Below are 25,765 nucleotides of genomic sequence, written 5' to 3'. Positions count from 1 at the left end.
GATGACCATGCCATTTCACTTGGCAGGGATGGCCCTGCCGATTTCGCCCGAGCTGCCTGACTTACTGCGCAAAGTCGTGCGGGAACAACAGTTCGACCTCACCGACCTCTCGACCCTGACCTTCAACTTTCGCAGCCCCGGCTACAGTGCCGAGACGGGTGGCGTCCATCCGGTAGAGCTGCGGCTTATTCGGGGATTGCACGGCTGGGTCTTCGATTACATCACCGACTTCAGTTATCAGGGACTGGGCCAGGATGCCGAGCTCTGCAAGGAGCTCGACTTCAACCTCTCTTGCGACGAGCACTATCTGCAGGGCTGGAGACCACTGCCCTGCGTGGAAGCGCGGGAACTGTTCGCCCTGTGGCAGAGCAATTTCATTAGCTACGCCCAGTTGGGATATTTCACCGTCACGGTCAGCGGGGAGTAGGAGGTGTGTGATGACTAACGAACTGCCGCTCTCCCACACCTCGCGCCAGTGGCTGGGACTGGTCGCCGCCAAGGCCAAGATACAACCGCGCCACCGTGGCCAGCGCTGGTTACTACACATCACTCCTGATAGCCCCCATGCCCGCACCGTTACGCTGCACCTGCGCTGGTCTGGGGTGCAGTGGCAACTGCTCTCCCTCACCAATGCCGAGGATTGGCGCACGATGAGCCAGCCGATAGATGAAATTTGCGTGGACCCCACTCGTCACTGTTTTTGGCGCAGCCAGGCAGGACCGGTTTCTCTCACCGAGCAACCCCGTGTGTTGGCAAGTTTCCTGGCTGACCTGCAGCGTACCTGCACTAATCACGGTTATCGCGTGGAGAGTGACCCCTTACCGCAAGAGGAGACACACGATGTCCAAACAACCGATAGCCGTTGAGCTGGAAGCCATCAATCGAGAGGGGGAAACTCAGGTGGTGCGCGGCAGTAGCCTGGCGGTTCAGGGCTACAGCGTCTACCTGCGAGCGATGGAGGCCAGCGGTCTTGCCCTGGCGACCTGGGTAGCTGACTACGACACCATTGGTCCCGCCTATGAACTAGCGGAACGGCTGAGTATTGCACTCGCTATCCCGCTCAACGTACTGGTCCCCGGAGCGCTGATGCCGGTGAAGCGTGCCCCTACAGCCGGAGCAGGAGCAGACGCCGCCACCAAGGCCAACTGAACACCCCTCAAAGTGAACCAACAACCGCTCTACCTTTAACCCCGACATGCTTCATGCGTGTCGGGGTTTTGTTTATTTGGAGAATTCCACTATGCGTTACCACAAGCTGAAAGCCGGGGAATGCCCCGGCACCTATGTCGTCACCGAACCCGTGACCGAGCAAGACCTGTTGCGTATCGCCAATCAGATTGCTCGCAAGCGTCTTGCCAAAGGCTCCGCCATCACCAGTACCACAGAGGCCGCTGAGCGGCTGCAGACCCTGCTGCAGGACCGGGAGCACGAAGTGTTTGGTGCACTGTTCCTCGACTCCCAACATCGTGTACTGGCCTTTGAGGAGCTGTTTCGCGGCACCTTGGACAGCGCCAGTATCTACCCACGGGAAGTGGTCAAGCGGGCCATACTGCTCAACAGTGGGGCCATCATCGCGGTGCACAATCACCCCAGCGGTGACCCGGAACCCAGTCAATCTGACAGGGTCTTTACCCAGGCCCTCAAAGAAGCCTTGGCGCTGGTCGATGTGCGATTGCTTGACCATCTGGTGGTCGGTGCTGAGGGCTTAGTCTCGATGGCCGAAAGAGGTCAGCTATGAACCAGACCCCAGGCAAAACCCACCTCACCGCCCTCGATATCCTCATCGAGTTGCGCTGTTGGCTGGCAGACAACGTCGAGATGCAGACCGAGCCCGCCATCGTGGCTCACCTGCCTAACGGCTCCCTGCTCACCCAGGCCGATAGTATCGAGGCTATTGATGCGCTGCTGCATCAGCTGCGCCATTAGTCCGTTCCAAAAGAGAAATGAGCGATGCGATTACCTAACCCCTATTCCCTTGAGGAAACCCTGAGCAAGCTGCGCCATCGTCTGGCTACTGCCTGCAACGAGGAGGCGCTGGCATTACTGGAAAAAGCCGTCACCAAGGCGCGTGATGACGAGGGTTATGCCAGGCAGCTTGAAGAGGCCTTGCTGCGGGGATCCACCATCGAGATCCGCGAATGCCTCAGCTGCTTTGGCGACTACTTCGAGTGCTCCCGAGACGCACCGCCCTATTACCTGCATCACGATGCCGTCAACGGCATTGATTGTGCGCTCTACGCCATCCTGTTTGATGCGGCTTACCCAGACGCAGAGCAGGCGCACGAATAACGCCAGCATCCCCAAACCCGGATCATCCGCGCCAACACCATGATCCGGATATTCCGATCCCCCCAGCAAGGCCACCTCACTACAGGTGGCCTTGTTCATTTCAAGGAGTCACTCAATGTCTGCCTTCATGATTGACCGCAAGGATTACCTAGCCTTTGCCGTGCAGCTACATCGCTTTTGCAATGCCCCCATGCCACCGCACTACACCCTGGAGCTACTGCGCACCCTCTGGTGGCAGCCGCCAGCAGACACGACCAGCACCTGGACGTGGCGGGTTGACCGGCTGGTACGGTTGATGATGCTCGCCAATCGCCGTGCTGTTTGGCATCGCTATCAGCTTGGGCGTCAGCAGGGCCACAAGGAACCACATCAGCACCGCTCGAACAAGCTGGGGCCGCTTAAACCTGCCCATCGTTACCACCAGGCACCACTCACCGATGCCGAACTGGTAGCCCTCTACAAATTCACCTGCTGCGCCCTGTACCAGTCGAGCGAATGGAGCGGGAGTCCTGAGCAGGCCCCACGGCTGGTGAAGGTAATACAGCAGTTGCAGCAGGCGCTGGCGCAAGACGTGCTGACCCGGCTGTCACTGTGGGAGCAAGCACCCTGGGGAGAGATGTGATGGATCTCTACATCACCCTGACAGTGGCAAGCTCGCCACCGAGTTCAATGGCCCACCTAGCCCAACGTGTCGCCGATGACATGGCACACCTGCATCACCGTCTAGGGGATGGGGTGAGCGATGAACTGGGCATCAGTATCAGCTATCTGGTCGAACAGTTTGCGCTGCTGGCAGCTGCTTACCGTTCACCGGAGGAAAAGGAGAAACACCCATGATCGAATTCAACGACAGCTTTAGCCAGGCCTCCGTAGCGGAGGCCATGTGTGCTCACTCAGGGCTTGCCAAGCTCATCAGTCAGCAGTTGATGCTGCCGGGCTTTGCCTATGCCCACGATGTGGAGGGGCGACGTATTGGTGGCCCGCTGGTGGCCCCCAACCCTGTGTTGCACAAGACCACGCTCTTTGTCAGTCCACGGGATATGCGTGAGCACCTGCCACGAGAGATTAACTTCGCCCGCTTTCGCTGCGCCTGTAATGCAGCGGGTCAGCCGGTCGGTGAGTGGCAACGGGTAATTGTCGGGGCCTACGTCAACCACGGTAGTAATGACAAGCCGGATTGGAGTAGTCACACCTGAGCCACGGCCACCAGCACACACCCATGCTCCCATACAGCCCCTCACTCCGAGGGGCTGTTTGCATTTGAAGGAAGCCCAACCATGCACGACCTGCGTGATTACAAGACCCTGACCGCTCGGCAGATCACCCCTGCCATCGGTCAGCTCAACCACAACACCGCGCCGAAGATAATGACCCACCTGGGATTGCGGGCCAGGCAGCCGCAACCACTCGGTAATGGCCGTAGTAGAGCCAAAGCCCTCAAGCTGCTGCGCAGAGTCAAGAAGGCCCACAAGGCGGGGCGTATCCCGTTTGAACTTACAGTGACCGGCTGCCGCATCGACCGGGGTAGCCATCAGGCTGACCGCTACTACTACGACCGGACGCTACTGGCTCAAGGTTGGCAGCAATACGATACCGAGGAAGACGCCTGGTACTTCGGTATCTGGATTAATACCGAGAAGCTGGAGACCTTTACCTATGCCGAGGGAGATACCAGCCATGTGATTGCGCCAAACGTCGAGGCGTTTCGCGCTGAATTGGCGCGGCTATACCACTACCACCCACAAGCCCCGGCGTTTATCAGTATCGACCCCGAGGCCAACACTGTGACCCACCACGTTGAAAGCAAGCCGGAGGTATGAAATGGCCAAACACATCACCATCAAGGTGCCCGGCAAACATCCGCAAACCGGCGAGCTCACTACCTTCGAGCTCAAGGGGCAGCGCATGGATATCGACATCGGCGGACAAGCTGTGCCCTTTCTCATTCACGGGAGGGGCATCGGTACGTCGCTCACTCACATCCCAAGCGGCTACCGCATCGCATTGCTCGGCGGCTGGCTCACTGCGCGTTACGCAATCCCTGAGAATAAGCCCAGCAGAGCGACCTGCGCTCAAATGGCCATCGCCCGGCTGGTGGCTCAATACGGCTCGCGGCACCTGCTAGACCGGCTCAATTGCAAGCCGGTTATCAATGAGATGGCTGACTGCGCTCGTTGACGCCCTACTGTCTCCGCTCATCCACAAACAACATAAAGGGCCAGCCCTCAAAGGCTGGCCCCTTGCATCATTGGAGTCACCGAACATGACCCGTCTTATCACCGGACTCGAGGTGCATCGCTATGCCCCCGAGCTCAACAAACTGCACCTGCGAAACCGTCAGACACTACCCGCTCCCGGCATCACCACCATCAAGCAAGCCAAAGCCCGCCTGTTTGCTCGTTGGCAACCTGGGCATCAGGTGACCATCACCGTGAGCCATCCCGACTACATCAATCTTTCTCGGCTCTACCGGGGGCGGCTGACAAACCTGACCGAACTCCCTGAGCACCTGACCAGACTACGCCAGCGCCACAACGTGCCCGGCACCTGCATCGACATTCAACTGAGGTATCGCTAATCATGACCACGACAACCACCCACACCAACAACCAACACCCCGTAGCGCCAGACCACCCCACTCGGATTTTTGCACAGTGGGGTTTGCCCCATACCGTGACGCCACGCTTTGGCGCTCGTCTGATACAGAGTCGCTACCGGCTCGATTTTCTATCCGATCGGGCCAGTCTGATCGGTGAATGGAGTGAGACGCAGATAGCCAAGCTCGACCTGGCTTTCCCGGAGATCATCAAGGCTCTGGAAGCCAAGCTGCTAACCGGCGAGCTGGATGCTCAACGTCAGCACTGCATCACTATCCAGCACGGCGGCTTTACCTGCGAAGCCGACACCCTCGGTAGCCATGGCTATGTCTATATCTGTATTTACCCTGCGGCGAGCATGGACGCCAATCCTGACCGCAAGGCGTGACCACACATCCGCTTGTGGTAACATTTTTAAACCTACTCGTCCGTGATAAGTGGGTGGGTCTTGGGGAAGGCCAATTCATGACCTTCCCTTTTTTTGGTGACGCTGTTTTTTTGAGGTTGCTCCCAGTGACTTCGATACCAACTGGCCCCAAGTAGGTCGCTGTGACAAGATAAGCCCCTGTTTTATCTCGATCTGGTTGCCCGATGAAAGAAACCCTGCCCAGCTATGAAGCCATGATGCCTGCCGTGCTCAAGGTATTGGCCGATGGTGTCGCCCGCTCTCTACGTGAGGTATTCGAGCGGGTTTGCCAGCACTACGCCTTTACTCCGGAGCAGTTGGCTGACACCTTGCCCAGTGGTCGCCAAACCACGCTGCGCAGCCGGGTTGGCTGGGCCAAGACCTATCTGGTCAAGGCAGGACTCATCGAGCAACCCAAGCGGGGCATTTGCCTTATCACCGAACGGGGTAAGGCGGCGCTAGTCTCGGGACATACTATCGACAACCGCTATCTGGCCCAATTCAACGAGTTCGTGGCGTTTACCCTGGCCTCCAGTGAGAGCGCAGGCAATACGCAACAAGCCATAGCGATCCCGACAGACACGCCAACACCAGAGCAGGCCAGCACCCCTCAAGAGCAGATTGAGCAGGCACTATCTGCCATCAATCGCTCCCTTGCCGATGACCTGCTTGCCGAGATCTTGGGCCTTTCCCCTCGTTTCTTTGAACAGCTGGTGGTCGATCTGATGGTGGCCATGGGCTATGGCGGCAGCCAGCAGGATGCCGCCCGCACCACCCGTTACCAAAGCGATGGCGGCATCGATGGCATCATCAAGGAAGACCGGTTGGGGCTCGACTCCATCTACCTGCAGGCAAAGCGCTACACCGACAAAACCGTGGGGCGTCCCGAGATCCAGTCCTTCGCGGGGGCGCTGGATCTGCACAAGGCCCGCAAAGGGGTCTTTATCACCACCTCCAGCTTTAGCCGTGAGGCGCAGGAGTATGTCGGACTGATTGAGAAGCGCATCGTGCTGATCGACGGAACCGGGACAGGTAAAACCCACCTTGTCATCGCTCTGGGGCGCAACGCCGTACGCCGGGGCAAGCGAGTGCGCTTCTACGGTGTGGTGGATCTGGTCAACCAACTGGAGCAGGAGAAGGCGGCAGGCAAAGCCGGACAGCTTGCCAACCGGCTGGTCAATGTCGATGCGGTGGTCCTGGACGAACTGGGCTACCTGCCGTTTGCCGAAAGCGGTGGCGCCCTGCTGTTTCACCTGATCAGCAAGTTGTACGAGCGCACCAGCCTGATCCTGACCACCAACCTGGCTTTCAGCGAATGGGGCAAGGTATTTACGGATGAGAAGATGACGACGGCAATGCTGGATAGGATCACCCATCACTGCGAGATCATCGAGACCGGAAACGACTCCTACCGCTTCAAACAGAGGATGAAATCAGCCAGCTAACCCTGGTCAATTTTGGACGCTGATCCCTGGTCATTTTTCGATGCTGATTGACAAAACGGCTAAAAAGCATGACTGGGGTAACACCCAACGTCGCCGCGCGCATTGCCTTTTTCCGCTCCATCGAGTCAGGATTTCGCTACCAGGGTGACCCACGAAAACTCGATGGCTCTCTGGTACTGGATAAGATCACTTGGTTAGGTGATACCACCCAGATCACAGAATTATTGTTGGCACTGACAGTGCAATTCGATTTCAACCGAAACAGCCCTCTAACCGCCGATTAACCAACGAGAATGGGCCATAGCTGCGACGATTGGTTCATTGTGGTGGCAAGGTCATGCTGTGGCTCGTAGCCCGTCGCGAGGCGGAAGTGATGCTCCTCCTCTCATAGTCGAGCCAGTAGTTATCAGCGGATCATCGCCAAGAGGCCAATTGCGACAACAACGCCAATGACACCGGAAGCGGCGACAGCCCCCCATGTTCCGAGCTTTGGTTTCAGCCAGTAATAGCTGCCAAAGGCAACCAGCCCGCCGACAAGGCCAAACAGCTTGACGATGATAACGGCCAGAATGGACGGCCAAAGCCAGTCCCATGAACCAGGCTTCTTCTCGGGCGTGGCTGCTGCTGGCGTCGTTGTGGGCGCCGGCGCAGATGACGGTGCGTTCGGATCTTCGTAAGCCATTGGCTTCTCCTAGTGTGGTTATCGATTTCCTGCGGCGTTCAATGCGCTAATCAAAATCAGCACGCCAAAGACTGCGGCGGTACACACAAGCGCACGAACCACTCCCCATTTTTTGTGGAGCACCACTGCACCGGCGGATGTATCCCACAACGTCGTGCCGGTTTTCGTGAGACGCCGATACGCGAACAGTTGCGTGAATAATGCGACGAATGGAATGCCAAGCCCTACACCCTGGAGAAAGACGAGAAAAGATCGGTTTAGCGCCTCTGGAAAGGACAGCAGGGCCCCGCTCGGATGGGCCACCCTGATACCGAACAGCCATTTCGCTGGCGTCGTTCCGAACAACGAGAGAAACACTGATTCCACAGGCACCCACACCAGATACAGCACGACACCGGCAATGATGGGATTCTCTATTGCCTTGGCGAAGCCCGCCGCCTGTCCTGGCATCGTTGCGCTCAACGCGAATATCAACAGAAGCAACAACAGAAACCCTGCAGTGCAAATGTCCACCGTCCGTGCGAACAATCGTCTCCATGGGTGATGTTGCCCCCCAAGAAAACTTTTGCTCTGATCAACGGATGATTTTGGCTCCTGGGTGAACCCGTCGAAGCTTGGCGACGGTGCATTGGGATCTTCGTAGGCCATTGGCTGTTCCTGTTCCTGTTCTTCTTATCGAATCACGATGCTGTTCTTCAATCGATTGTGGGCAGAGATTGCCTGCTGATCCCCTTCAATGTACGAAAGCGTGATCAATGCTTTCTCGGCGCCCAGAGGCACGTGGTACTGAGCTACCCTCATCGTCTCTGCCGAGTTGGCCGATGATGTGCGTCCGTAGCGAATGATCAGGGCGGTCTGGCCTCCAATTGGTTCAACGGCAAAGCTGGGGCGTCCGACCTCCTTCATTCCGTACTTCGCCATCCCCGCCCACATCGTTGGGGACTCCTCGCGCCAGACATCCGCCAAATCTTTCAATACCTGTTGCTTATTGGCCTGAACTTCCTGCCTAACGTCCGCTTGAGTAAGTGGCGGCTCCATTGGAATGAACGACACCCGGACAAACACCCGTGAGGGTGCTGGATAGGACTGCACCGAAAGCGACGCCACGTGATCAATGGCAACTCCGGTGACTTTCTCCGCAAACTCCTTTACACGCCTGCGCTGTTCCGCATCACTGATCGTCCAGTCGCTTGGCACTTCAATCTGAACTCGTCCCTTGACGTTGAGCTTGGTATAGCCCGGAGTCTGTGCGGCGACCGGCAAGGCGACCGCAGCCAACAAGCAGAAACACAGGGCGGAGAATATTGTTCTTGCTTTGTTCATCATCAGTTCTCGGTTAGGAGGCTGTTCAGCAACTCCTGCTGGATAGCTTGCAGTTGGCCCCGGCTCTGTGGCGAACCGGTTCCTTCATAAACATTGATCGAGAGCGGCAGGGAGTTCAGGAGCGTGATTGCGCTGATTCCCGAAATTGGGCGGCTGCTTTCCCCGACGCTCATGTTCATCCGCATGGAAAAATAGACCGCGTTCCCGTCCCGCCCAATCGGTTCAAACTTCATGTCTGTTAGCGCGACGTCGCTATTCTCGAACGACGCTTTCAGCCGTCGATTGAGCTCGGCAGAATTCACCCGAGGAGTCGACTTGGAAAGGCCGGAAAGGAATGCCTCTCGCGGCATCTCGATTCGCTGGAAATTCCCCTTCGGGCCGATAAGTTGGATTTGCAGCCAGTGATCCAGCATTTCCCTTCGCCCCATCCTGTAGTCCTCCAGCTCGGAACAAAGGACTGCTGCATGCACGAGGCGCGAACCTTCTGCGAGGGAACGCTTTGCCAAGTCCATGAGCTCGACTTCGCGCGCCGACTCACCCGGCGTGCAATAGCCACTTGGATTCGAAAACAGGACCTGCTGACCAAGCACGTTCACCGACACTGTAGCCGCTCGTTGCTGGATAACTGTCTCTTGGGCAGCCTGCCGACTCTGCGTGACTGGCGCAACCGTTGGCAGTGAATATGTCGGGACCGCAGTGACGGGGGCTTGAGCAACTGGTGCCGTCGCCGAGCGGGTGGGCTCGTTCTTGGTCGAGTTGACGAAGGCAATGAGCAGAAGCCCGATGCCCAAGCCGATACCGACCATCCATTTGCCGGTCGCCACGTCTGATGAGCCGTCGTTCTTTGATTTGGGCGGCTGTAGAACAGTCGAGGCAGCCTGGGCTTCCTCGACCTGTCTGGGCGGCGATTCGGGAACCGGAGCGGAGCTGGGCGGCGGAGTTACTTGCGACGTAGGCTGGCGGGCTGGACTGCCTTCGTCGACATCCGAAACAAGTGTCGAAAGGCCTGAGAAGCCCTTGGCGTTTCCATTCTGTTTGTCGTCAGCAGCCACGGCTCTTCATGTCCTCTTCAAAGCCGCAGCTTCGTATAGACGCCTTCGACCATACAGTCGTCTCCGTCTTCGAAGCGAAGTTGTCCGAAACCGGACGCCGACATTGTCAGATAGGCTTCTTCGCCAAGCGCAAGGGAGAGACAGGTCGATGTCTTGATGTACGAATCTGTTCCGAGGACCTCGTACCAATCATCATCTTCACGACTGACCGTCACCACGTACTTACCAGGCTTCTGCTTCGACAGGCCAAAAACCGCCTTCACATCGCACTTGTCCTTACTGTCGAAGAAGATCAGCTCTCCGCCGTAGCCGGACGCTTTGAAAATGGCCTCTTCAGAGTAGGCATAGACGTAGCAGTAGCGCGTCTGGATGATGATGTCTTTGCCGTCGATCTTGTAAACGTTGCTGCCCTTGCGGGTCAGACTCACCTCATAGTTTTCAGCCAGAACTGGCCCGGCCTGAAGGGTGATCAATGCGGCAAGCGTGGCCAGCAGGGTCTTCTTCATCACCACCGCCTATTGGGTCTGGAAGCTCGACAAGCGGCTTTTCACGAGGTCGAGCTTGGCCTTGTGGGCCAATGGCCTGTTGAAAACACGATTCTGGATTTGGTCAGACACCTTGCTGATGGCGATGTACGCCATGCTCAAGCCAGACTCCCGCTCAGACGCCTTCTTCTCGACGAAATCGTATGGGAAATTCTCGCAGAACTTGTGGAAGCCGGAGAACTGCGCGACATCCTTCGTGAATCGGAAGCCGTCTGGGGTAAGGCGCGAGCGCCGTGGATGGTAGAGGTCAACGAAAAAGATGAACCATCCGCTTCCGTCGAATGTCACGGCCTCGAACACGTCCACTTTATCGATGGCCCCGAGGCGATGAAAAAGGATGCGCTGCCCCGACTGCGTTTCGAGTCTGGACAGATATGCCAGTTGACCGATAGGCCCGTTAACCGGGATCGGGTTCGTCTCAGTAAAGCCAAATGGCCCAGACCCGTTTGGGCTCTTGTCGTAGGCAGGCGCAGATTCCAGCATCGCCTTCATCATTGGATGAACGAGCTCCAACTGGAACTTTTCGTCATTCAGGATGCGATGGATGTGCGCAAGCGCCTCTCGTAACGCCTTGTCTTCTTTGTTGCCCCCGAAGAGGTTTGATAAAAATCCCATATAAGCTGCCCCCAAAGTCGAATGGATTACGTCATTGCAGCAGTTCGCTCAGTCGGCGCAGTCCGGGCTTCTTGAAAGCCATGCGAATGAGCTGCTCCATGATGTGCGTGTTTGCGACGTGAATGTAGGAAATGCCGACATTGGTTTTCTTGTCGTCCTTGGACCCGATGCAGAACGATCCATCAGCATTCCATATCTGCACCTGCCCCCACGTGCACCGCACCCTTTCATTGGCACCTAGGAATTTGTGCTTCACCAAGGTGATGCCATCGTCGTGAAGGAGTGCGTCGCCGAAGTACAGGTCCCGCCCATCCTTCAGCGCTTCCAGCATCTCACCCAGCAGGCGGACGCACACGGCTCGCCAGAGCTTGTCAATGAACTTGCTGTAGATGTCCTCTTTCTTTAGCTCGACAACCGCCTCGGAGCGTTTGTCTCCGAAGGCAATGGTGTAGGTCGTCCCTGTCGGCACGCCGTTGACGGAGTGGCGCACGCCACCCCAGCGAACTCGGGTGATCGAGTCCAGAGAAAAACTCTGTCCTTTCCACGAGATGCCATCGGGCGAAATGCTCAGGGTGTCCTTGAACATCACACCAATTTCAGCGCGGTAGGTGATCTCACGCGCCCATTCGTCTCTGCGTGCTACCGCTTGCTTCCGCTCATGGAAGATCTCGGCAAGCGCATCCGCATCTTGCTCAACGCGCTCAGACACTTCAGGTAGCTCGGCAAACAACTCTTGAAGCAGGCCAATCAGCCGTTGGGACTGCGTCAACATGTCATGCGTGTTGAACAGGTCGATGGCGAGGCTACGTATTTCGTAGGCCAGGTCACGGCTTGCTTCATGATCGATGCCGCGCGCTTTGGCACTCAGCTGGATAGGCTGGGCGACCTTGTCCCAATTGCGCGCAACGGCATCAAGCTTGTCCACATACGGCTTGACGGCAGCTTCACCCGAGTTCGCCGATTCACGGGCGGCTTTGATCAGCTTGTGGACGTTCTCAGCTTCCTTCAGCAGGAAGCCTTGGGTTTCCACTTCGTAGCTGTCGACGAGGTCATCGATCAGTTCGGGCGCGTGATCCTCGCCGCCCAACGCAACCCCCTCCACCGTGTCCGTCATGACCTGCACAAGCGTCGTCGATGGCAGCCTGTCGAGGGCGTCCTTGATGGCGCTGCGGTAGTACCGTTTACGTTCCGCCAGTTCGGCTTCAATTTGATCGAGTGCCCGGACCTCCGGGAAGCCGGAGACAGCGCGGTCTTCATTAATGTCGCGCAGGACATCTTCGGGATCGATCTCATCCACGAGGTAAGCAACCTCCTGAATGAAACTGGCCAGGTCTTCCGCATCGTGCTCGCTATCCACCGCCTCGAAGGCGGCGGCGAGCAAATTCAAGTGTGCAAGCGTGGGCAGGCCAGATTCCTCCCTGACCGCCATAGCATCATGGAGCAGACCTTCAACGAGTTGGGATGCCTTTCGTGGAGAAACGCCGGGGAGCCATGCAATCTCCGCGCTTAACCTGGTGCGTGGATTCGTTAGATCAGACCGTGCCTTCTGGCAGACATCGTGGTCCAGCTCCAAAGACTTCTCTTCAGCCAATTCAACGATTCGCCTGCGGTCGTCGCGAGTGGTCACGCCGAGAATCGCGAAGGGCGTCTGATGGAGCGCGGTCGTCTTCAGTGTGCGTTGAGCTCGTGCTCGCGGAGATGGGGTATTCCTGGCCGATTGCACAGGAGGCACAGCGGTTGGGCGGGAGGACGCCGCTGTTGGCACTGGCGCCGCCGAGGCGCTTGATGCTGGTTGAGCGCCGAGCATCGTCATGAGCTGCGGGTCCTTCAAGGCTTCTTGCGCCTGAGCCAATGCATCAGATGGCACGGAAAGCTTTAAATGATTGCGAAGCTCGTGGCTGTAATGTGCCAGCTGCGTTTTCGACGAAAGGTGATCAGTAAGCACGAGTGACAAAGCCAGCTCGCTGTTTAATCGAGGAGTGGTTCCGCATGCACCGCAGGCGAGCAATGCGCCTGACTTCTCTGAACCACATTTAAAACAAATTGCCATGCCCATGACTGTGCCCGTCCGCTAATTACGTAGTCTTGCCAACTGCTGAGACAGACAGCGGTTGTACGCGGCCGGACCATTGACATACTTATCTGTTGAGCAGGCGGCCTCGATTGAATTTCTCTCCGTAGTTGAAAGTCTTGACAAATCTGGTCGCCCACCCTGTCGTTCCAACGCCACGAGTTGATTGTTGAGGCATCTGTTGTAAGCCGCTGGTCCGTTGACGTACTTATCCGTTGAGCACGCAGCTTCAATCGATTGCCTCTCAGAGGATGAGAGTCGGGACAAATCAGGACGTCTAGCTCCCTGACCGGACATTGCTGCAAGTTGATTCGCTAGGCACTCGTTATAAGCAGCAGGTCCGTTGACGTACTTGTCTGTAGAGCATGCCGCCTCAATAGATTGCTGCTCGGCGGAGGACAGGGCGCTTAAATTCGGTCGTCTTACACCTGCGGCCAAAGCTGCCTTCTGCCTTTCAACACATGCACGATAAGCAGCCGGCCCATTCACATATTTGTCAGTCGAGCATGCCGCTTCTAGCGATGCAGATTCTGCAGCTGACAACTGCACAGATGTGGTGGCTGGACGGCTATCTGGCTGTGGGCGTGACGAGCGGCTAGGAGCTTGCTGAAGCTGGAGAAGCAACGCTTGATCTGCGGCACCCGTGGCGGCCAAACCTCTGTCTTGCTGAAAAGCGATGATGGCGGCACGAGTGCCCCTTCCCATCAGCCCATCGGCGAGGCCGGCGCTGTAGCCAAGCTCATTGAGCTTCTGCTGAACGGCACGTACCGTCTCATCCGCAGCAGGACGCGCTTGTGCTGGTGCCGACAGGGAACCCGTGGATGGGCGGCGAGTGAATCGGCGCCTGCCTTCTGCCTGAAGTTGGCTCCGGTACGGCTCAATGTCTCGTTGGGCACTATTCAAATCATTGCGCCCTCGATTGTTAGTCTGATACTTAAATGAGCTGCAACGGCTGTTGTAGTCAGCCACCATGGCGTTGAACCGATCGACATCGGAGTCGCTGTAGTTGTTGAGGGCGGCCTTCGCGCCCTCTATGCGGATATCTTCGGCTAGGCAATACCGAATCTGAGCCATTGAAAATACCAAGTCCTGGCCAACTGGCGGCTTTGACTCTTGTGGCACGGAGGGGGCTTGCGGTTGAGCAGGCGGCGAATAGCTCGGCGCTGCACTCTGCGCGGGCGGTGAGTAGGCTGTAGCCGGTGAACTTGTAGGCTTGTTGGACTGGCCGATGAGCCAAAGCAGGCCAACGACGGCAGCTATGCCCAGCAACCACTTGCCGCCAGACGAGCCAGACGACGGTTGTGGAGGCTCTTGATACGTCTGACGCTGAGTCGGCTGCTGCGGTTGCGGTTGAGCAGTCTGCGCGGCTGGGCGTCCGGTGGACGTCGTAGAGCCGGCTGATTCCGTCTTAGGCGCAGGGGGCGGCGGTGTCGTGTCTACGTCGGACACGAGCGAGGAAAGGCCAGCGAAGCCTTTGCCTTCATTTTTCTTGTTGTTTTCTTCCTCCGCTGCCACCAGTATCTCCCTTAGATAAATCCTATGCTCCGCTTTTCGCTGCCTTCACGTTCCCGTGCAGGTGTCGTGCGCAAGGCAGCCAGCAGGCTGGCCTGGTCCAGCCTGTCCTTGCCCGAGCGTACTGCGAGCCTTGCACCTTCCCGCACAACGAAAGCGACGTCAGACAACGGTCTTCCAGCGAGATCTTGCGCCAGCGGCTTGGAGTCCACATCCGACTCCTTTGGCAAAGCAGACAACAGCTTGTCCAGGAGCGACTGCACCTCGATCTCGCTTGCAAAGTCCACCTTGATGACGTGATCGAAGCGTCCCCGGCGCTGGATGGCGGGGTCGATCATGTCGATCCGGTTCGTCATCGCGATGATCAGTACCTCGTTCTTCACGGCCTCCGGGATACGCCGCAGGAACTCGGCCACCTCTTCGACGCGGTGATGGCCCGATCCCATTTCGCGGTCAGCAAGAAACGCCTCCATCTCGTCGATCACGAGAACTGATGGCGCGTTTTCCATCGCCTTGTCGAACACCTGTGCGACCTTCTTGCTGGTCTCGTGGATGTAAGGGCTGGCCACGCTGGATGCGTCGATCTGGAAGCTCGGCCAGCCGAGGAAATCAACCAGTCGCTCGACCGCGAAGGTCTTGCCGGTACCTGGAGGGCCGTACAGGATCACGGCTGATGGGAATTCAATACCGAGCGCTTTGTAGCGGTCGCGGTGCAGAATGATGTCGACGATGTGCTCGTTGAAGAAGGTCGCCAGTTCGGGACGCCCGGCGAGTTCGAAGACCTTGTTGGGCTCCGGCTCGGCGCGTTCGACTTCCTCCACTTTCTCGGCAGGAGCAGCCTCCGTTTTTTTGGCAGGAGCCGCTGGCTTGCGCTCCAACGGGATGATTTCCGCGACGTCGAAGCCCGCCGCCTGCACGACATCCTTAAGGTGGCTCGCGCCCAGCCAGCTCATGGTCTGGCGGAGACGGCGGAAGGACGTGGCCGGAATGCTGGTGCCGCCCGTCAGCCAGTAGCCGAGCACGACATCATCGCCAGTTCTGGAGCTGATGCTGTAGGTTGGCAGCAGCCGCGTGATCTTCTCAACGTAGAGCGCATCCTGGAGCGCCGAATCCGCATCGATATCGCGTGTTGCCTTCAATGCAAGAGCAAAGGCGAGCGCCTCAGCCTTGGTATCGGGTGATCTCGCCTCGCTGACCGGGCACAGCGTCTGGCTCGGACCACACGAGATGGACCGAAGCTGCTGATCGCCGAACTGGAAGACGTTGAAGGTCTCATCATCGATCAGCCCGGCATCTACCCAATGCTGAGCCAGCGCCTCGCGTACAACGAGCGCCCGCCCACCACCCTGGGTCTCAAGAATCTGCCAGTCCGCCCCTTCAAACAGGGCGACGCGCGCCTTCGCACCGTCGGGCAACTTGAAACCGATGGGAAGCCACGCATCGAGTGCCATGGGTCAACTCCGCACGATGTTCGCGCCAGCAAGCATGTCGTCCTCACCCGCAGAACCGATGCGGATGGAGTCGAGATGGGCTACTACAGCACGAAGCTTGTCGATGTCATTGGCCTTCAACGCCTCCGCTCCCGCAGCCACCAGCTGGGCATGCTCGCGGGCATCTGGGAAGAGGTAGGTATCCTCGGCCAGCCACTTGAAGCGCTCGATGACGAACCAGTCCTGACGCCACAGGATCATGAAGTTGCGACCGCGCAGATCATCCAGGTGCGACTCGAAGTCGCCACTGTTGTTGTCAATCGCGCGCTGCGCCGTCTTGACCAAGTTGTCGAAAGACGAGGCTTCGGTGGGTCTGGCATGCTGGCGCACGACCTTGTCGAAGAAATCGACTGCCTTGTCCAGTTCCAGCTGGCGAATGTCCTTCAGATGCTCCTTGCGGGTCAGCGCCAGCAGCCGCTTGGCCTCCTGGACGTGATCCATCGCCTGCTTGGCCGTCTCGGGGTCGGCCTCGTCAGCTTTGATGGTGCTCGCTTGCTCAAGCTTCTCGCGGGCCTGCTCAAGACGTGGGTCATCGACCTTGGACGCCATCTCGTCGAGCCGCTGCAAGGTGTGGTCCGACTGTTCCTGGATGTTCTTCGCTTGGTTGGTGTAGTCGACCTTGCCTTCCTGGCTCGAGTAGAAGTTACGCCCGCTCTGGAACGAACCGCTGATTGAAGGGACTGAAACCTCCAGAACGATGTTGCCGGAGTCGAGCACTTCGTACTCGCAAATCAGCTCGGCACCGGCGGCAATGACGCCGTCGTCGAAATCCGTTCCCTTGATCTCGAACATGCCGATGAAGCGGTTGTCGTTGATGGGGTCGGAGATATCGCCCTCCCACAACTTGAACTTGATCGACCCGGCACTTCCAGCCTTGAGAGACTCGCCTGCCTTGAAGGTCTTCTTGCCTTTCTTGGGCAGCTGATCGCCCTCACGAACGAGATAATCCAAGCTCAAGCGACCGCCCACCTTGTCGCGCGCTTCCACGCCGACGGAATGCGATGCCGGGATTGCATCGATGCTAGCGGCGGTGCGTGCAATGACAATCTTGTCTTCGCGCAGTGACACGGGCCCACCGTTGGAATCGAACACGAACACCTTGAAGGTGTTATCGCCAGGCTTGGTCAGGTTGAGTTCGATACCTGCGCCATCCTTCAGTGCGATGCGTCCGGAGGACCACCCGGTGTCCAGACTGTCGATCTGAAACTCGACTCCGGCCGGAGCAGAACTTCCCAGTTTGGCGACGATCTTTGCCTTCGAGTCCGGCGTGCGCGCGATGTAGTTGAACGACAGATCAAGCGCGCCACCGGCGCTGATGGCTCCTCGGGCGCTCTTACGTCCACGGCTTTGCGACGCCCAATCGATGGACTCGGCGAAGACCGCTGCGCCTTCCGCAACGGCGGTCATTGGATTCACATCGGTGGACGGCGCGATACCGAGCTCGAAGGCCACCTTGTCACGCAAAGGCTTGTAGTGGGTTGGGCCTCCCACAAAGACAACACGCTCGACGTCGTGTGGGCTCAATCCAGCCTTTTCGAGGGTTTCGCGGGCGGACACGATGGACTCTTCCACCTTCGGCCCGATCAGACCGTCGTATCGTTTGCGATCAATGGTGATATCGATATAGATCTCCTCACCAGACTGATCGCGGACACCGAGTTCGGTCTCGGGCAGACTGACAACGGCTTCTTCCTTCTGCGACAACTCGATCTTTGCCTTCTCTGTCGCCCATGTGGCCATACGCAGGAGAGACTTGAACTGTGGGTTGGTCGTCAAGTCTTCCGGAAGATCAAAGTTTTCCAGCAGCCACGGCTTCACGATGTTGTCGAACAGAATCCGATCGAAGTCGCGGCCGCCGCACATGGCGATACCACCGTGCGCGAGAAGTGTGACGCGACCGGAAATACTCTCTGCAATTGCGATGTCGAGCGTTCCACCGCCGAGGTCATAAACGACAAACACGCCGTCATTCTTTCGCTGCCGCATGACGCTCATCACGGCGGCCACAGGTTCTTGCATCAAGGCCACTCGCCCGAGCCCAGCCGCATCAGCGGCAGCCATCGTCGAGTCCTTCTGCATCTGGTTGAACGCGGCTGGAACCGTAATGACAGTGCCGGTGTCGCCATCGCCCCGGATCTCTTCCGGCAGGTAGCCGTACAGCGCACGCAGCACCTCGGCAGAACATTCCTCTGGTGTCATGGTGAGGTTCACCGCCGGCAGCTTGACCGGCGTGCTCGTACCCATGAGCCGCTTGAACAGCACCGCCGCATTGTCTGGATTGCGGGCGGCATTGTTGTAGGCGCGCGAACCGACGTACTTGTTGCCGCGCCGGTCGATGAAGATGGCCGACGGCGTGACGTCGTGCTGTTCTGGACTCTTGTAGAGCCGGATCGACTCGCCGTCGAAGGAGCAGATGGCACTGTTGGTCGTGCCTAGGTCGATACCGACGTACTTCATGCTTCCACCTTCCTGAGCATTACCGTGCCTTGTTTGCGCAGGCCGTTCGGCCCCATGATGATTGGCTCCACCATCTGATCGACGAGCAACACGTCGTCAGGGCCGAAGTCCCCGAGGTTCAATGCCGATGCCGCCATGCCAGCGTCGTAGGGATGCCCCTCGACGTTGACCAGCTTGAGGCCACTCGAGTCGAGGCTCTCCTCGACCTTCTTCTGGAAGTAGCGGAGCTGATTGACGTAACGACCCGACTCACCCGCATCGAGTTTGCTGACGACCTTTCCGAACAGACGCGAGAAACGCCAACTCTCGACAGCGATGTCGATCAGGGATTGCTCCATCTGCTCACTGCTTTCGGCCTGCTGGGTCATCAAATCCTCCTGTGGTTGCTGCTGTGAGGAGATGTTGAAGCGCCTGTCCCACTTGAGAACTTTCAGATTCAAATTGCGTGTTTGCCTAGTACTGATCCGCAGCTGCACCTTTGACCGGTTGCGGTTCTAACCTTTGGCAGTACCAAACAGTTTGGTTTCGGATTCGAGCCGTGTTTCGATAAAGGCAGATACTTGCAGTTCTGCAACAAGATTCTGGATCACTTACCTTCTTGAGCATCTTGTCTCACTACCACACCGTAGACGGTCTGAATCACAACTATATCCGATGCTATTGCGGTGAATATTGATTCATGTTCTAAACCTGCCAGTTTAATCAAAATCATGCAAGGACTATGTCGCATTAGCAGTAAGCGGTTATCAAAAGCAGCGTCGCTGATTTTTTAGGCAGTTAACTGAAAACGAAGCAGCCTGCGGCTGCTTCGTTCATGGCGCTGTTCCCGAAGCGTATTGGTGGCATCTCTATACTTATTTCAAGTATTCAGAAATGGAGCGTTACCATGGACAGCTGCCCTTTCTTTGCACTGCTTCGCTCCTTTGTGTTTGATGTAGAGCTGCTGATCCTCGATGACTGGGGACTGGAAGCAGTGAATGCCGAGCAGCGCAACACCCTGCTGGAGATCATGGATGATCGGTACGGGAAATACTCGACGGTAGTGGTCAGTCAGTCAGCTGCCAACGGAAGAGTGGTACGCGAGCCTGGGGGACAACACCCTGGCAGATGCGATCCTGGACCGGCTGATGCACAACGCTCACCGGCTGTCACTGAAGGGAGAATCGATGAGAAAGAGGAGAAGTGAGTTGACCCAATCTGAACACTCGAGTTAGAAACGGGGTGACGTGAGCGCGTTAAGGATCAGGGTGTTCACGTTGGCCGGAATGGCTGTTCAACTTCGCCGGAATACGCAGAATGTGAAGAACTCGCTGCGGGGCAGTTGTCATAAGCTCGGAGCGAAGCATTTACCAAGGCATCTTGCGGAATACTGCTTCCGGTTTAATCATCGTTTTGACCTCAAGAGCATGTTGGTTGAATTGGGGCATGCAGTCATGGCAAGCCCTCCGATGCCATATCGGCTCTTGAAGCTGGCTGAGGGTCATGGGTAATCAGGAACCGAAATTGTCCGTCGCGTAGAACAACTCTTTGCTTATGCCGATACCATCGAGCAGCAGGCCAAGGCGGCCAAAGAGCGGGTCGATAACTTGACCCAGGCCATTCTGGCCAAGGCATTTCGTGGCGAGCTGACCGCCGACTGGCGCGCAGCCAACCCGGACTTGATCAGTGGCGACAATAGTGCCGCCGCCCTGCTGGCCCGCATTCAAGCCGAGCGGGCCACTACCAAGCCGCGCAAACGGGCAACTAAAACATCCGCGGTGTAGGTTCGATTAGCGAAGCGTAATCGGACGCACGAGAAACTGCCGCCCTGCTGGCCCGCATTCAAACCGAGCGGGCCACCGCCAGCGGCAAAAAAGGTAAGCGTGGGACCAGCAAGACTCGCACAACGGACTAACCCGCTCGTATGATGGGCAGCCATCGGCAACATTCGACGGGTTGTAAGCCAAGTGCCGGCGAGATAAGGTCGTGTTGGCAGCAGAATTAGGAATAGAGCATGGAAATCAAACAACTCACCCTCGAAAATCTGGGGCGTTTTGAGCGTCTTGCCATCGAGTTTGCCCCCACAGAGCGCGTCAACTCGAATGTGACTGTGCTGATCGGCAACAATGGCGCAGGCAAGACCTCGGTACTCAAATCGTTGGCGACCTCGCTCAGCTGGTTTGTTGCCCGTATGCGTAGCGACAAAGGCAGCGGCAGCCCCATCCCGGAAGAGGTCATCCTCAATGGCGCCAATACCGCTGTGGTCTCTCTTCAACTACACGATCAGCAACGCGAATACCGTTGGTCACTCACCAGGACCCGTGCAGGCCGCAAGAGCAACGAGCAATCCATATTGGTTGATGCCAGCAAGCTGGCCGATGAGTATCGAGCACGATTGACAGAGCAGGAAAATGTCAGCGTGCCCCTGATCGCCTTCTATCCTGTCGAGCGGGTGGTGCTGGATATTCCCCTCAAGATCAAAGAGAAACATTCATTTCGCCAACTCGATGGTTATGACAATTCGCTGAGTCAAGGAGTCGACTTTCGTCGTTTCTTTGAGTGGTTTCGCGAGCGGGAAGATAGCGAAAACGAGTCGGTAATCCCTACTGAAGTTCTTAATGAACTTCAAGATTTACTCGGTCCTGATCTTTGGCAAAAGTTGCAACAGACACAGGCATCAGCCAGAGATCGTCAGTTGACGGCGGTGCGCACAGCTATCGCCAACTTTATGCCCGGATTTAAAAATCTGAAGGTCCGCCGTAAGCCGCGTCTGCATATGTCCATCGACAAGGAGGGTCAGACCCTCAATGTGTTGCAACTGTCGCAAGGGGAGAAATCCCTGATGGCACTGGTGGGCGATATTGCCCGCCGCCTCGCAATGATGAATCCGGAGCTGGAAAATCCGCTGCACGGCGATGGGGTGGTGCTGATCGACGAGGTGGACATGCACCTGCATCCCCAGTGGGCACGTACTATCATCCAGCGGCTCACTGATACCTTCCCCAACTGTCAGTTTGTGCTGACCACCCACTCCCCTCTGGTGATCAGCGATTGCAAGGATGTACTGGTCTATTCGCTTGATAACGGTGAACTCACCGAAGTGCCGTCCCAATATGGTCAGGATGCGAACTCGGTGCTGCTGGAGGTGATGGATACCGCTATTCGCAATGAGCGAGTGGCAAGCCGACTCAACGACTTGCTCGATCTGATTCAAGATCGGCGTTTCGATAAGGCCAATGCCTTGCTGGCCGAGCTGAAAGCTGACCTGCCTGCCAACAATCTGGAACTGACCAAGGCAAGCCTGCTGCTGCGCAAAGAGGAGCTGCGCCGTGCGCAAGATTTATAAGGGACAAGAACCTGCAAGTCTGGCGGCATTCAAACGTCAAAATCCTCATGCTCGATATCACGACCTACCCAACGATGAAGAGGGTCAGGCAATTCGCCAGCAGATCCGGGAGGCTTGCACTACTGAGCAATTCCATCTCTGCGCCTACTGTTGCCAAGCCATCAGCGGCACCAGTGAAGACACCATGAACGAGCATGTTGAGGCTAGGGATCTCGCCCCTAAGCGCACCATGGATTTCAGCAATCTGGTAGCCAGTTGCAAAACACCGAAACAGTGCGATGCCGCCCATGGCTCGCAGCCTCTGCCGTTGACCCCGCTGATGCCTGAGTGCGAAACCGAGTTGCGCTTTAAATGGAGTGGTCGGGTTGAGGGGTTGACGGAAAGAGCCAAAGAGGCGATCCGGGTACTCAATCTGGGTGATACGGAGCAAAGCAACAAGGTGCTGGTTGCCAAGCGTAAACAGCTGGTGGATAGCCTGATTTGGACCCACTATGGCGATGATCAGCAGGCACTGGCGCTGGAAGATGATGCACAATTGCTGACAATGCTGATCGAAGATCTGAGCCAGCCCAAACAAGGCAAGCTGGAGCCCTTCGCACCTGTACTGGTGAACATACTGCGCAGTCAGCTCTAGCGATTGCGTGCCTGCCCGGGTGACTCGGGAGCCACAACCTCGGTACACCTCGTGCGCTTTTCTCCGGCAGCAGACCGCGAGGATAGGCGCATCTCCTCCCCTCTGATAATCTGCCGTGGCCACGGTAGCCAACTATCCCGTTTTCATTTGGAGTTTTCATGTCACTGACCAAGAGTAAAACCTCGGCCAAGCGAAAAAAAGCCGAGCCGCGCCACGAGAGTCCGGCCCTTGCCTATTTTCATCGCCAGTGGCAGGCCATCGAAAAGCTGCAGGCCAAGCTGGCCAAACAGGAGCAAGAGGGGGCGGATATCTATCAGCGCTTTGTCAGCGACATTGAGCCTCTGGAGCGTGAGCAGTGTGGGCTGATTTTTCAGCTTTGCCAGCGGCTGGCCGGTTTCACCGCCCGCAAAAGTTTTACCCAGTGGCAGCGCGAGATGCTCCATGGCTGGATTGATGAATTGATGGGGTATCATGAATCCAACCCGTTTCGGGGGGAGCTGGATCTGGAGTCACTCTATATGGCGGTGCAAGCGGGCAGCGTCAGCCAGCTCGATGATGATCAGCTCGAGGCGAGCTGCGATTTTATCACTGACATGCTGCAAGAGGCGTTTGGCGAGAGCCCCGATGATATCGAGCTGCTGCGCGAGATGGTCAGAAATCCCGAGAAGCTGCGCGACTATATGCAAGCCCAGGCCCAAAAACAGGGCGGTGATGAGCATGAGTGGGACGACGACGCGCCGGACTGTGGCGATGACCCCTTTGCCAATGACGAGGCTTTCGCACGTTGGCAGGATCATCATGACATGGCCGATCCGGATGAGGTTGCCAGGGTTGAGCAACTGCTCGATAACTCAAGCCTTAAGCAGCTCTATCGCAAGCTGGCTATGACGCTGCACCCGGATCGGGAGCAAGACCCGGTCAAGCGTGAAGAGAAGAGCCGCCTGATGGGCGAGCTCAGCCATGCGTGGGAAACGCGGGATATGTTTACTCTGTTGCACCTGGCTCACACCCATCTGCCCGAGGCAGACAAGCTGCTGAGTGAAGAGAATCTGGTGGCCATCAATCCGGCGCTCTGGCAGAAAAAACGTGAGCTCGAGATCTGCTTTTATAGTGGCCCGGAGGGAGTGCAAGGGGTTATCTTGCACAAGTTTAAACAGCGCTCGAAGAAGAAGACCGATCTCGCGTTCGAGGAGCATCAGCACTATCTACAGCGGGATATCAAGCAGTTGCATGGACAACTGGCGACCATCACCACCCTTGCAACCCTCAAACCCTATCTGGCCGAGCGCTGGGACGCACGTCAGCACGCCATCTGGGATGAAGAGCCGGACTTTGATGAGATCTTCTTTCGATAACACTTTTTTCGAAAACACATTTTTTGAAAACACCTATTTCGAAAACAAGAGAGAGCCAATGGCTCTCTCTTGTTTTGGGTAGCTTGAAGGATGTCGTGGCAATGAGACATCCAGATGAGTGCTATCGAGGCGCTGGACAGCCAAGGGCGCATGGAACACCAGCACAAGCTGACTGACCGAGTGAAAGGTGTTAGCGCCTTATTTATTCTCGGCCTGATACTGCACACCGCTCGCCGACATGGTAATGACCGGTAGCTTTTGACGAACCGCCTCCCAAAAGCTGCTCTTGCGTTTGTGCTGCTGATAAAGCTGATTCAGATACTCCTGTGGCGAACAGAGAGGTCTCTCTCCATCCTCTTGTTCTACCTTTAAGGCCGCCTGATAATCCAGGCTCTTTTTCAGATCCGAGGCTGCCCCCGTGTAGTAGGTGCTCTTGCCCTGATTAACGACATTGGCCACCAATTGACGACGTAGCCGCACTGCCACCACGATAAATCCCTGCTGATAGAGGCGGCTCGACCAGGTTCGTACGGTTGAACCAGCAAGGAGTGAGAGATCCTCCTGCAAGTCTGCATCTGTACATTGCTCAAGCCGTTGTGCCAGTTGTGGCCATGCATCAACCTCCTCCAACAGCAACAAGACCTGGCGTAGCCCCCATGATTCGGCAATGGCAACAAACTGGCCTAATGCTACTTCTCTAGGCTCATCTCCACTTTGGCAATAACTCGCAAAAAACGAGTTTGCCCGTGTGCTAGCAAACGCGCGTAATGCCTGAGCATGAGCGTCAGCTCGGCGTCCCTCTTCCAGATAGGCCCGGATCAACACTTGATGCCACAGGTTCAATTGGCGGTGGCGCTGCAACAGAGCCGAGTCCATTGCCTCTAATACCGCGATGGCTTGATCGGCGCGTAATTCGTCGGTCAGCAGTCTGGCATAGTCAATCTGCTGACGGGGGTGGCTAAAGAGACCAGCCTGTTGCACCGAGTCAAAGAATGCAATATCACGCAACTCAAAGCTCAACCCCAACGCCTCTGGCAATAGACCTGCCGCCGCATAGTTATCGCGCAAGGCTCGCATCACTGGGGAGCCGAGCACATCACGGTAATCAAACAGGCAAGTAATGCTGATCGATGGATCAATGTCTGACAATCCGTCACGCAATCGACGAGCCAGCACCTCTGGGGGGACAGACTCTCGTTGAGCAGCGATCGCCATCAACCACTGTTCGACCAGCGCAAGATGGTAGTCCTCCCAGCTGCCACTGGATGTATCCATCTTTTCATACAAGGCTCTGGCATTCGCCAGCAACTCGAGGGCGAAGAGTTCTCCCTCCCTTGGAGAGGCGACGATCCCCTTGGCCAGCAACGGAATAAACTGATTTTGCAAGGTATCGAAGAAGGCATCCACCTCCTTATAATCCCAGGAAGGGGGGCGACGAGTGAGCTTGCTATACTCTTTTTTTGCCAATGCCAATAAGGCATCCTCAGCAGTAAGGTACTGGTTAATCAGGTGCTTTTTTGCGAGGGGAAGATGCGTTGCCAGGTCAAGCACGATAGCCAACAGCTCGGCTTGGCTTTTGCTTTCCAGTTTACTCAATTGCGCTTTGGTTAATATTCGTGCCATCAGCTGAACTACCCATTATCAGGTCTATCTAATCGAACATTGTGCCTGAGACCGATATAGATGCCTATCCATTGGAGCGACATCCCCCTGATGACAGAGACCATAAAGAACACATGGTTAAGAAACCATGTCTACGTCGCTGGAGGCGCTCAGCAATGAACACCTGCAAGAGCAAGCCACCAAGGCCCGATTTGCTGCTCGTATCCTTCATGCCCACTTTCTGGCACAACGTAGCGAACACCAGTGGTGGTACCCATCAAGATTGGCCGCAACGAGCCGTGTCCCTTTGGCTGCGGCTAGAAGTACAAGCAGTGCTGTTTGCACTGACCAACAACATAGATAGC

General features: G+C 56.8%; 31 protein-coding genes and 3 pseudogenes. 22 read left to right on the top strand and 12 right to left on the bottom strand.

Features of this window, described 5'->3' with window-relative positions; all coding sequences use genetic code 11:
- Nucleotide 1: 1 nt before the first annotated feature.
- From ACTG19_RS09210 to ACTG19_RS09135, 16 genes and pseudogenes are all read left to right on the top strand, one after another.
- The gene (locus ACTG19_RS09210) at nucleotides 2–427 is read left to right on the top strand and encodes a DUF2787 family protein (protein ID WP_270820755.1); all 426 of its coding nucleotides are present in this window, start codon (nucleotides 2–4) and stop codon (nucleotides 425–427) included.
- A gap of 10 nt (nucleotides 428–437) precedes the next feature.
- Nucleotides 438–866: a hypothetical protein gene (locus ACTG19_RS09205; protein WP_049636782.1), complete on the top strand. Its 429-nt coding sequence runs from the start codon at nucleotides 438–440 to the stop codon at nucleotides 864–866.
- A complete protein-coding gene (locus tag ACTG19_RS09200; protein ID WP_201983870.1) occupies nucleotides 841–1,149 on the top strand; it encodes a hypothetical protein in 309 nt (102 codons plus the stop codon). The genes ACTG19_RS09205 and ACTG19_RS09200 overlap by 26 nt, the downstream gene beginning before the upstream one ends.
- A gap of 91 nt (nucleotides 1,150–1,240) precedes the next feature.
- Nucleotides 1,241–1,738, top strand: coding sequence for a RadC family protein (gene radC / locus ACTG19_RS09195; RefSeq protein ID WP_042045083.1), 498 nt, complete (start codon nucleotides 1,241–1,243; stop codon nucleotides 1,736–1,738).
- Nucleotides 1,735–1,926, top strand: a complete 192-nt coding sequence (locus ACTG19_RS09190; RefSeq protein ID WP_077098430.1) for a hypothetical protein — start codon at nucleotides 1,735–1,737, stop codon at nucleotides 1,924–1,926. Before radC ends, ACTG19_RS09190 begins: the two co-directional genes overlap by 4 nt.
- Before the next feature lie 24 nt (nucleotides 1,927–1,950).
- A complete protein-coding gene (locus ACTG19_RS09185) occupies nucleotides 1,951–2,289 on the top strand; it encodes a hypothetical protein (RefSeq protein ID WP_174218935.1) in 339 nt (112 codons plus the stop codon).
- A gap of 115 nt (nucleotides 2,290–2,404) precedes the next feature.
- Nucleotides 2,405–2,911 carry a hypothetical protein gene (locus ACTG19_RS09180; RefSeq protein WP_077098445.1) on the top strand — a complete coding sequence of 169 codons (507 nt, stop codon included), beginning with the start codon at nucleotides 2,405–2,407 and terminating at the stop codon, nucleotides 2,909–2,911.
- Nucleotides 2,911–3,126 carry a hypothetical protein gene (locus ACTG19_RS09175; RefSeq protein ID WP_029303599.1) on the top strand — a complete coding sequence of 72 codons (216 nt, stop codon included), beginning with the start codon at nucleotides 2,911–2,913 and terminating at the stop codon, nucleotides 3,124–3,126. Before ACTG19_RS09180 ends, ACTG19_RS09175 begins: the two co-directional genes overlap by 1 nt.
- Complete coding sequence (locus ACTG19_RS09170) at nucleotides 3,123–3,485, top strand: hypothetical protein (protein ID WP_043170869.1); 363 nt, start codon at nucleotides 3,123–3,125, stop codon at nucleotides 3,483–3,485. The genes ACTG19_RS09175 and ACTG19_RS09170 overlap by 4 nt, the downstream gene beginning before the upstream one ends.
- 81 nt (nucleotides 3,486–3,566) lie before the next feature.
- Nucleotides 3,567–4,109 (top strand): hypothetical protein, encoded by a 543-nt coding sequence (locus tag ACTG19_RS09165; RefSeq protein ID WP_439989016.1) that lies wholly within the window; start codon nucleotides 3,567–3,569, stop codon nucleotides 4,107–4,109.
- Between the two features lies 1 nt (nucleotide 4,110).
- The gene (locus ACTG19_RS09160; protein WP_021137998.1) at nucleotides 4,111–4,467 is read left to right on the top strand and encodes a hypothetical protein; all 357 of its coding nucleotides are present in this window, start codon (nucleotides 4,111–4,113) and stop codon (nucleotides 4,465–4,467) included.
- Between the two features lie 85 nt (nucleotides 4,468–4,552).
- Nucleotides 4,553–4,867 carry a hypothetical protein gene (locus tag ACTG19_RS09155; RefSeq protein WP_021137999.1) on the top strand — a complete coding sequence of 105 codons (315 nt, stop codon included), beginning with the start codon at nucleotides 4,553–4,555 and terminating at the stop codon, nucleotides 4,865–4,867.
- A 2-nt stretch (nucleotides 4,868–4,869) separates the two neighbouring features.
- Complete coding sequence (locus ACTG19_RS09150) at nucleotides 4,870–5,274, top strand: type IV toxin-antitoxin system YeeU family antitoxin (protein ID WP_080988641.1); 405 nt, start codon at nucleotides 4,870–4,872, stop codon at nucleotides 5,272–5,274.
- Nucleotides 5,275–5,477: 203 nt separating this feature from the next.
- Nucleotides 5,478–5,741 (top strand): annotated as a pseudogene (locus ACTG19_RS09145) (winged helix-turn-helix domain-containing protein); the annotation flags it as partial.
- Between the two features lie 63 nt (nucleotides 5,742–5,804).
- Nucleotides 5,805–6,737, top strand: a complete 933-nt coding sequence (locus tag ACTG19_RS09140; RefSeq protein ID WP_439989597.1) for an ATP-binding protein — start codon at nucleotides 5,805–5,807, stop codon at nucleotides 6,735–6,737.
- Nucleotides 6,738–6,784: 47 nt separating this feature from the next.
- The gene (locus tag ACTG19_RS09135; protein ID WP_265177115.1) at nucleotides 6,785–7,021 is read left to right on the top strand and encodes a DndE family protein; all 237 of its coding nucleotides are present in this window, start codon (nucleotides 6,785–6,787) and stop codon (nucleotides 7,019–7,021) included.
- A gap of 122 nt (nucleotides 7,022–7,143) precedes the next feature.
- On the opposite strand, the gene ACTG19_RS09130 is transcribed toward ACTG19_RS09135, so the two are convergent.
- The 11 genes from ACTG19_RS09130 to ACTG19_RS09080 are packed head-to-tail and all read right to left on the bottom strand — an operon-like array spanning nucleotide 7,144 to nucleotide 18,852.
- Nucleotides 7,144–7,419, bottom strand: a complete 276-nt coding sequence (locus tag ACTG19_RS09130; RefSeq protein WP_199415342.1) for a hypothetical protein — start codon at nucleotides 7,417–7,419, stop codon at nucleotides 7,144–7,146.
- An 18-nt stretch (nucleotides 7,420–7,437) separates the two neighbouring features.
- A complete protein-coding gene (locus ACTG19_RS09125; protein WP_134696673.1) occupies nucleotides 7,438–8,067 on the bottom strand; it encodes an RDD family protein in 630 nt (209 codons plus the stop codon).
- Nucleotides 8,068–8,091: 24 nt separating this feature from the next.
- Nucleotides 8,092–8,745 carry a hypothetical protein gene (locus ACTG19_RS09120; protein WP_042047766.1) on the bottom strand — a complete coding sequence of 218 codons (654 nt, stop codon included), beginning with the start codon at nucleotides 8,743–8,745 and terminating at the stop codon, nucleotides 8,092–8,094.
- Nucleotides 8,745–9,794: a hypothetical protein gene (locus tag ACTG19_RS09115; RefSeq protein WP_134696671.1), complete on the bottom strand. Its 1,050-nt coding sequence runs from the start codon at nucleotides 9,792–9,794 to the stop codon at nucleotides 8,745–8,747. Before ACTG19_RS09115 ends, ACTG19_RS09120 begins: the two co-directional genes overlap by 1 nt.
- Nucleotides 9,795–9,811: 17 nt before the next feature.
- On the bottom strand, nucleotides 9,812–10,300 hold the full coding sequence (locus ACTG19_RS09110) for a hypothetical protein (RefSeq protein ID WP_134696670.1): 489 nt from the start codon (nucleotides 10,298–10,300) through the stop codon (nucleotides 9,812–9,814).
- A 9-nt stretch (nucleotides 10,301–10,309) separates the two neighbouring features.
- Complete coding sequence (locus ACTG19_RS09105; protein ID WP_439989015.1) at nucleotides 10,310–10,954, bottom strand: hypothetical protein; 645 nt, start codon at nucleotides 10,952–10,954, stop codon at nucleotides 10,310–10,312.
- A 31-nt stretch (nucleotides 10,955–10,985) separates the two neighbouring features.
- Nucleotides 10,986–13,010 (bottom strand): hypothetical protein, encoded by a 2,025-nt coding sequence (locus ACTG19_RS09100; RefSeq protein WP_199415344.1) that lies wholly within the window; start codon nucleotides 13,008–13,010, stop codon nucleotides 10,986–10,988.
- A 15-nt stretch (nucleotides 13,011–13,025) separates the two neighbouring features.
- Nucleotides 13,026–14,540, bottom strand: a complete 1,515-nt coding sequence (locus ACTG19_RS09095; protein WP_199415345.1) for a peptidoglycan-binding domain-containing protein — start codon at nucleotides 14,538–14,540, stop codon at nucleotides 13,026–13,028.
- Nucleotides 14,541–14,551: 11 nt separating this feature from the next.
- A complete protein-coding gene (locus ACTG19_RS09090; RefSeq protein ID WP_134696666.1) occupies nucleotides 14,552–15,988 on the bottom strand; it encodes an ATP-binding protein in 1,437 nt (478 codons plus the stop codon).
- Nucleotides 15,989–15,991: 3 nt separating this feature from the next.
- A complete protein-coding gene (locus ACTG19_RS09085) occupies nucleotides 15,992–18,484 on the bottom strand; it encodes an Hsp70 family protein (RefSeq protein ID WP_134696664.1) in 2,493 nt (830 codons plus the stop codon).
- Nucleotides 18,481–18,852 (bottom strand): hypothetical protein, encoded by a 372-nt coding sequence (locus ACTG19_RS09080; protein WP_439989014.1) that lies wholly within the window; start codon nucleotides 18,850–18,852, stop codon nucleotides 18,481–18,483. Before ACTG19_RS09080 ends, ACTG19_RS09085 begins: the two co-directional genes overlap by 4 nt.
- 566 nt (nucleotides 18,853–19,418) lie before the next feature.
- Here ACTG19_RS09080 and ACTG19_RS09075 point away from each other — a divergent pair.
- The 6 genes and pseudogenes from ACTG19_RS09075 to ACTG19_RS09050 all read left to right on the top strand — a co-directional run.
- A pseudogene (locus tag ACTG19_RS09075) lies at nucleotides 19,419–19,698 on the top strand (ATP-binding protein); the annotation flags it as partial.
- Between the two features lie 81 nt (nucleotides 19,699–19,779).
- Nucleotides 19,780–19,974, top strand: a pseudogene (locus ACTG19_RS09070) (IS1595 family transposase); the annotation flags it as partial.
- 96 nt (nucleotides 19,975–20,070) lie between these two features.
- Entirely contained in the window at nucleotides 20,071–20,247 is a 177-nt protein-coding gene (locus ACTG19_RS09065) for a hypothetical protein (RefSeq protein ID WP_439989012.1), read from the top strand.
- A 230-nt stretch (nucleotides 20,248–20,477) separates the two neighbouring features.
- A complete protein-coding gene (locus ACTG19_RS09060) occupies nucleotides 20,478–21,809 on the top strand; it encodes an AAA family ATPase (RefSeq protein ID WP_439989011.1) in 1,332 nt (443 codons plus the stop codon).
- Nucleotides 21,793–22,443, top strand: a complete 651-nt coding sequence (locus ACTG19_RS09055; RefSeq protein WP_042649078.1) for a hypothetical protein — start codon at nucleotides 21,793–21,795, stop codon at nucleotides 22,441–22,443. Before ACTG19_RS09060 ends, ACTG19_RS09055 begins: the two co-directional genes overlap by 17 nt.
- 158 nt (nucleotides 22,444–22,601) lie before the next feature.
- The gene (locus ACTG19_RS09050) at nucleotides 22,602–23,798 is read left to right on the top strand and encodes a J domain-containing protein (protein ID WP_439989010.1); all 1,197 of its coding nucleotides are present in this window, start codon (nucleotides 22,602–22,604) and stop codon (nucleotides 23,796–23,798) included.
- A gap of 198 nt (nucleotides 23,799–23,996) precedes the next feature.
- Here ACTG19_RS09050 and ACTG19_RS09045 read toward each other — a convergent pair whose 3' ends face one another.
- Nucleotides 23,997–25,421 carry a hypothetical protein gene (locus ACTG19_RS09045; protein WP_439989009.1) on the bottom strand — a complete coding sequence of 475 codons (1,425 nt, stop codon included), beginning with the start codon at nucleotides 25,419–25,421 and terminating at the stop codon, nucleotides 23,997–23,999.
- Between the last annotated feature and the right edge of the window lie 344 nt (nucleotides 25,422–25,765).

This window comes from Aeromonas sp. 3P, assembly GCF_051919745.1.
Lineage (GTDB): Bacteria > Pseudomonadota > Gammaproteobacteria > Enterobacterales > Aeromonadaceae > Aeromonas > Aeromonas veronii.
The sequence above is the reverse complement of the archived record's forward strand: the minus strand, read 5'-3'. Positions and strand labels throughout refer to the sequence as shown.